Raw genomic sequence first — 7,077 nt, 5'->3', positions numbered from 1 at the left:
GCCTCGCCTTCCAGACAAAGCTGTACGAACCAGCGTTCCCTTCCACCGATGGTTCTCTTAAGGATCTGACTGCTTTTGATCCTCTGCTCAAGGGCATGACGGTGATAGGGATTCTGCTGGTCAATATTGAGTGGGTACTCTTTTTTTCTGAAGATCATACAGGCCGTCTCGCCTGTAATTTTGATTTGAGGGCTTTCCTTGTTCGAAGAGCCTTTCAGAGAAAAATCAGAGCCCTTCCTTTTGAAACGGCAGCGTTTGGCTTTGCCAAACATCTTTCGCTCGACCGCGTGAAAGGCTCTTTTCCCTATTTCCTGAGCAACCTTTGAGGGGACATAAACAGCAAAATCCACACTGCCGGTTCGCGATTTCGAAGCCAGGGATATAGCGGCAAACTCACTCAAACCATAGTCCAGACGAAGCTGAGCGAAGTCCGCCTTCCGCCTCGGATCAGTTTTAGGCAGAAAAACAGTGACCTTGTATTCCCGACTCTGTTTCATCCGCGACAGGCTGCTGAGCAGTTTTCCCAGCACCGCGTTGTAGAGCTTTCTTCCATGCTCCTCGGACTGCCGAAGCGAACGAAAGTCATCCGGAGATGAAACAATCTCTGTCTCGAACACAAAGGTTTTCGTTGTGGATCCTGCCAACATACCCTCCAGCCAAACAAATGTATGGATGCCAGAAGCATTTGGCAAGAGAAAAACAGAGAATCTCCGATGATGGGAGATAGCCAGGTCCTCTGACCTCCAGCCAAAGCTTTCTGCTTCCTCATCGACTCGGGAAAGCTTATGGCTGGAGTACGCCGGAAGTTTGATCGATTGGCACGAGAAGCATTGATCGCCGCCCACGTCTCAGGCAGCAAGACGATTAAAGCGATCAGGAGTCCTACGGTGGATTTCGGGGCACCAATCAAAGTTATGCCTTGCTCGATCACGGGCAAAATTATTTTGGAAAGGCCGATGACGGATATCAGGCTCACAGAGAGGGAAATAAAGCTGAGCCAGGCATCCTTGTGGGAAACTTCATGAGGATCCTCGGGAAGACTCACACTTGTGTGTCCAGTGGTTGGTTCAAAATATGATTTGTGGCTGGTCGTCTGAAAAAAGACGAAGAGCAAATAGAGCAGGACGCATACGATACCAGTAAATATCATCTGGGCGGTGTTCTGATCGTTTCTTTCGGTATTCCTGACAAAATATCTTACGTCTTTCTAAGACATGCGGAGGTGCATTCTGCCGTTCTGTGTTGGTACGCAGACTCCCGTGATATCTTCGATATCTGCACGCACGCTAACGGCCTCCTTATCCTCTGTCAGGGCATACGATAGTTCGCGCATGTATGAGACCTTGGTCTCGAGCTTTGCGATGTCAAAAACGGCGGCACAAATTCCACTTTCGTGTCTGACAGAAGGTGCAATGATGGAAGGGGCTGTCGAATGAGCCCAGGCGAAGGCTTGAGATGCAGAATAGTCGAAGGGGTCGAGAATTCTGTCCATCTCAGCTGAGGGCAGAGTCCTGATATCAATGGCAGCGGTCTCGTGGAACCCGACCGTAAATATTCGTCTCATTTCTCTTCTGCAATGCAGGGCTGGGGAACTTGCTTTACGGAATCTGAGAAAATGCCAGGTGGTTTCAAAGACAGCCGTCACAGCTTCAAACCCTCCGTAGAGCGCGTTTCTCATGGAGCCGGAAGGGGTGAAACGAGCCCCATATTTGGCTCCAATGGGAAGAGGGAAGTCGAAAGGTGCCTTGATCCATGGTTCCCAGGGTCCTGACGTTCGCTTGGTTTTGCTCTTATTGATCTCGGATTCGATGAAGTCAAGTTCATCAGGATTGAGGGCTGTGGCGGCCCATTGAATATTTGTTGGTGTGTAGACTCTCCAGATACCTGCCATCAGACTCCAAGACCTCGCTCGAAATCAAGATACTGTCTGACATGGATAAGCCCGGCAAGACCCGACTTTGCCATGTCCTCCGGCGACTTCCCTTCAAGATCAGAGTTTGGCGATTTAAACCAAATGCGACGGTCTTCGGGGCTGGTAAAGATCGCGCAAAGCGATCGATGGATCGCAAGCAGGTGAAGGATAACCTGGTAGTCGTTCCCATTGTGCGGGACTGTACAAAGTTCGTCTTGAAACCATCTTGATACAGACGCGGCACTCACACGGAGGCAGGCGGCAAGGTCCTTTTTACTTCCTTCGAGGAGTTCCTCGCAAAGAGTCCTAAGGAGCCTGAAGATCACATTTTGCTTTTGAGCCAGGCTGAGTTCTTTTTTATTTCCAGCGACTTGCATGGTCGGACCTCGCTTTCCATGTCCCAATATACCCCTTATCGGTTCCATATGGAATCTATTTTAGATAGAATGCAAAATTAAACTATAACTTAATGAAATTATAGTATTAAATAATGAATTCCATATGGAATGAATAGTTTGAGAAGTCGGCGAAAAAGGCCCGAAGGCCTTTCAAGGTTATCCTAGGGAAAAATTCCATAAGATGAAGGTGTGTCTGTCATGGGAAGAAAACCAAAACCCTGCTGGACCCATGCGTCAGGCGACTGCACGTTGACGGGAATTCCAGGATCTTCTTTCAGAATGTCTTGAAGCGTCTGGAATTCCTGGCGGCATGCTGCGAGATTGTCCAACGCACACTTTGAGTTTTTTAGGATATCTTCAAACTTTTTGGATCGGAAACCTTTGCTGGCCGCACCCAATCCCAGTCGCACTTTTCCTCTATATTTCGGGACACATCTGCTCACTCTGTTCTTTGGTGAGTTGGGCATCGAACACATTCCGCATCAGGCTACGAGTATCTATAGTCTCATCCCTTGGCTCCATCTGGCCTGCCCATAGATAGATTTGGACCTTCCGAACGACTTGCAATCCATCAATCATGTCTTTCGTGCAGTTTTTGGTATTCACTGTCAGGGGAATAGAACTGTCCCATTGAAAGATGCCCATACTCACTTGAGAAGCCACGCCTTTGACATCGAGTCGCGCGTAACCTTCTGTCAAGTTTTCTACATATCGCTTGCTTTGCGATTCAGGTTCTTCCATGAATTCATAAGTGTTGAAGTTATTGAATATGACGGGAAAGTCATCCAAATAAAAGGAGTTAACTTCAACGCGTTCTTCGAAAGTGCCAACATCAGCTTCTCCTCGATTATGGAACTTGTACGGAGTCTTGGGGGTGACACAGTGTTCACCGATGGCATGGGTTTTAGGATCGTATTCTGCACCGAGTTTACTCAAACCAAGTCCCATATCATGATAATAATGCCCAGCAGGGGTCTGCGAGAGCTTCACCTTGTCGGCTTTTAGAACATCCAGGTTTCTCTGACTCGAGACCAGGAGCTCGCCTTTCTCGTCGAAAAGGTCGAGCTGAAATGAGCAGCGTTGAGTTCCATCCTTGGCCGTGAGGACGGCCGTGACAGTGGAGTCTTGAACGCTGACAGCTTCGCTGCCGCAGTTCTCGTCCGCCACATGAATTTTAACGGAAAAATTTGGAGGAACTGGCCATGCATTTGAATTGGCGTCTAGGGCGATGCTGCCAAGCATTCTCGTTTCACCACTGACAAAGGCATAGCGAGTCATCAAGATTCTGAGCTTCGGTACCGGAGCCGGAGTGGGGTTCGGATCTGGTATCGGCAAGGCAGTGGGCGTAACAATCGGCGTGGGCGTCGGGGTTGGCTGGGGAGGCGGGTTGGTTGATGATCCTTCGTCTTCCGGTGCTCCAGCGAACTCCTCAGGAAGGTTATCCGTGGATTTCCTGTGCCTGTCACCGCAGGCAAGAAAGATTGTGATGGCTGTCGCGGAAAGAATCCATTTTTTCATGTCTGGCCCAATCCTGTGATGTAGCCGATACTGAGCGCATCATTGCCCTAAGTCCATCGGTCACGTTGACAGGATGTATCAGTCTCCCGTCGTGCAAAGGCAATGCTTGGCTTGAATTGGACTATGTGGATCCGCACATATTGCAATGAACATGCGGCCGACTCGGAAAGGGAGGTTTATTGGCTGGAATGGGGAAACGGTCCACTGCGCTAATCAGTTTTCGGGCATGCAAATCAGGGATCTTTCCAAGGAAAGGTCCCTGATTTGTCGGCAAAGCGGAACTTGAAAATCAGGTCAAAGGCGGTCTGCGCCTTGTGAAAAAGCTGATGGCGAGTGCTGCGAGGAACACAAAGAAGAGAACCTGTGCGATTGATGCTGCTGTGCCCGCCAGGCTGCCGAAACCAAAAAACGCCGCAATGAGTGCAAGGACCAGGAAAATTACAGTCCACTGAAGCATGATAGGTACCTCCCAATTGATTCTTGAGGACACGCTGCCCCCTACAAAAGTCATTGCAAGGATCGTGCACAGGACTGCAAGAACCTTTGAACAAACAGATGGAAGCGTGCGATAGATCATTGTGGCATGATTAGGCTCCTGGACACTTTCACATAGGCGTGTTTGCCGGAATCATGGCTTACGTATGAAGGTTTCATCAGGAGCGTAGTCGGCTGCATTTATGAAAAAAAAGACAGCAGCCGCACGCGACCGCTGTCTGCAGGCCTTTCTAACACTTAGAACGTGGACGAAATGCTTACGGCGTACGAAGCATCCTGGGTTCGACGATAAACCAGACGATCTCCTGCCTTATATTCTATATCTCGCCCCAAAAGATTCCGGGCTCTGAAGCGGATGCTGGAATTACCTTCCAGCACCTGACTCAGCACGAGATCCAGACTATCCATCGGCACGTCCTTGACGTCTGGCACGGCATTGTCACCGACAATAATACCTGCTTCCATGATGCGCTCGCCGACCCGGTTATAAACCAGGTTGGCTTCGCTGCCGATCGTATTCAAACGAAAGCCTGTGTTGACGTTGAAGACATAAGGGGCGGAGCCCTGCATGGGCCGATCGGTGTTGGTATAGCGGATGCTGTTTTCGCCCGAGGGTGCCGTGATATTGGAAAAGATCCGTGAATAGTTGCCACCCATAGTAAAGAATCCGAACCTGCGATTGGTTTCCAGTTCGTAACCATAGTTACGCGCGCGATCCGCATTGGTGTAAGTGATGGCCGAGGTATTGGCTCCATCATTGCTGGCTGGGATCTGCTCGATCGGTTTGGCGATGTTTTTATGGAACATACCGAAAGAAACGTAATCATCGCCCGTCTGATAAAGTTCCCAGCGCAGATCGATGTTGTCGATTCGGGAAAACTCCAGATCAGGATTCCCCTTGATATCAATGCCGCGCTCATAATCGTAGTAGCTCGACACCGAGAGTTCCCGGAAATCCGGTCGCGCCACCGTTCGGCTGTAACCGAATCGCAGCTGTTGATTTTCAGCGAAGGCCCAGGTCGCATTGAGGACCGGAAGAACAGCATTGCTTTCCAGCTCGGCGTTTTTGTAGGGATCACGACTGTCGAAGGAATCAATGCTGTCGACGTTCTGCCGTGACATTTCGCGCCGAACGCCGGTCGTGATCTCCACGCCGTCGATATATTTGTACTGGACCATTCCATAGGCGCCTTGCAGGTCCTGGTCCGCTCTGTAGGTGTCGGAGGGAAGCGTCACCTCTTCGGCCAGAAGAAAGCCCTGACCCTGGGTTTCGTTATAGCGCATGTTCTCGGGCGTGTAGATATCTTCCAGGCGATTTTCACCCAAGGCTGCCGCGGGACTGCCTAAAGCCGCGGGCGTAAAGAAAAACTCACGAGCCCCGGAGCGGCGCTCACGCTTCAAGCCCAGGATCCCGGTTTTGATATCGAATTGATGCTCGTCGCCGGTGTAGACGTTAGCCGCAAGATCCAGCTGGACTTCCTGCATATCCTCTTCGTTATCAAACCATTTCCGACGCAAGCGACTGATATCGGATTGATCATGCACCAGGCTGTCGCCTCGATCATTATAGCCATAGCTGCGCTGATCCGGGATTTTTCTTGTGGTTTTATTCAGGCCCACGCGCCAGTTTAATTTGAGGCTGCCATCTTCCGTTAGAGAATGTTCCCCGAACAACTGCCTTAGAAGCAAATCACGTTCCTGCCATTGCAGGCGCGTACTGCGCATATTATTCGCCGTCGTGTTCAAGTTAAAGGAGTCGGAAATATCCACGGCGTCGGTGGTCTTATGCAGGACTCCCAGCAGACCACGCAATTGGCTTCGCCCGATATCCGCACTGAGAACACCGATGCCGCCAAGCTTCACTTCGCGTTCGGAAACGTCGCCGCGTTTGCCTTTAACAACGGTGCTGAGGTCGCTCGTATATTCGTTTTGCTCGCGCTCGTAGCGATTCCACTCGTCACCATAAGTGAGGCCCACAGAATAGCCAAGGGGCGTGGAACCAAGGGGAATGCGATCACCCAGGGCGGCTGAAAAGCTGCGGTTGATCGGAGCGGATTGTTCCTGAACACTGTATATTCCGGGAAAGGCTTCACTGAGCGACTCTCTTTGTTCCCCCGTGAGTCCGCTCGTTTGCGTCAGGGATTGCTGTTTTAAAGCGGTTGGCAGCGAGCGGCTGCCATCGTCAAAACCAAGCCAATCGGTTTTCGAGTGTTCATAGGTATTGACAGTGTCTGTGGTGTAACCTGTTCCCAGGCTGACTCGCCCTTCAAATCGTGTTGGGATGGATTTGGTGCGGAGCAAGGCAGCACCCCCACCGAATTCGCCAGGCAGGTCAGGCGAATAACTTTTTTGTACCACGATGCTTTCCAGCACCTCGGCCGGAAAGAGGTCGAATTGAACCTGGCGGCGTGCGGGATCAGGACTGGGGACACTTAACCCATTTAAAGTGGTCGCAGAGTAACGTTCACCAAGGCCACGCACGTAAATCGATTTGCCGCCGATGAGTGTCAGACCCGTGACCCGACGCATGGCCGCCCCGGCATCAGTATCACCGGATTTGCTGATTTGCTCCGCGCTGATGACGTCTTTGACTTCGCTCGAACTGCGTCGTTCATCGAGCAAGGCCTGGGATGAGCCCTGTTTGATGCGCTTGGCCGTAACCTGCATGCTTTCTTTTTTGGATTCGTCCTGGGCTTGGCCTTGGGACGTCAATAAACTGAACGCCAGAACCATAAAAACCGGAAAGGTGCGCAT

At 50.9% G+C, this 7,077-nt stretch carries 5 protein-coding genes and 1 pseudogene; all 6 read right to left on the bottom strand.

What is annotated here, in order from left to right:
- A pseudogene (locus tag VE954_RS03630) lies at positions 1–647 on the bottom strand (hypothetical protein); the annotation flags it as partial.
- 560 nt (positions 648–1,207) lie between these two features.
- Entirely contained in the window at positions 1,208–1,891 is a 684-nt protein-coding gene (locus tag VE954_RS03625; protein WP_324949763.1) for an RES family NAD+ phosphorylase, read from the bottom strand.
- Positions 1,891–2,289 carry an MbcA/ParS/Xre antitoxin family protein gene (locus VE954_RS03620; RefSeq protein WP_324949761.1) on the bottom strand — a complete coding sequence of 133 codons (399 nt, stop codon included), beginning with the start codon at positions 2,287–2,289 and terminating at the stop codon, positions 1,891–1,893. Before VE954_RS03620 ends, VE954_RS03625 begins: the two co-directional genes overlap by 1 nt.
- A gap of 438 nt (positions 2,290–2,727) precedes the next feature.
- A complete protein-coding gene (locus tag VE954_RS03615; RefSeq protein ID WP_324949759.1) occupies positions 2,728–3,828 on the bottom strand; it encodes a hypothetical protein in 1,101 nt (366 codons plus the stop codon).
- Positions 3,829–4,117: 289 nt separating this feature from the next.
- On the bottom strand, positions 4,118–4,285 hold the full coding sequence (locus VE954_RS03610) for a DUF1328 domain-containing protein (RefSeq protein ID WP_324949757.1): 168 nt from the start codon (positions 4,283–4,285) through the stop codon (positions 4,118–4,120).
- Positions 4,286–4,560: 275 nt separating this feature from the next.
- A complete protein-coding gene (locus VE954_RS03605; protein ID WP_324949755.1) occupies positions 4,561–7,077 on the bottom strand; it encodes a TonB-dependent receptor domain-containing protein in 2,517 nt (838 codons plus the stop codon).

It is taken from the genome of Oligoflexus sp. (assembly GCF_035638955.1).
Lineage (GTDB): Bacteria > Bdellovibrionota_B > Oligoflexia > Oligoflexales > Oligoflexaceae > Oligoflexus.
This window is presented reverse-complemented; position numbering and strand designations above follow the sequence as displayed.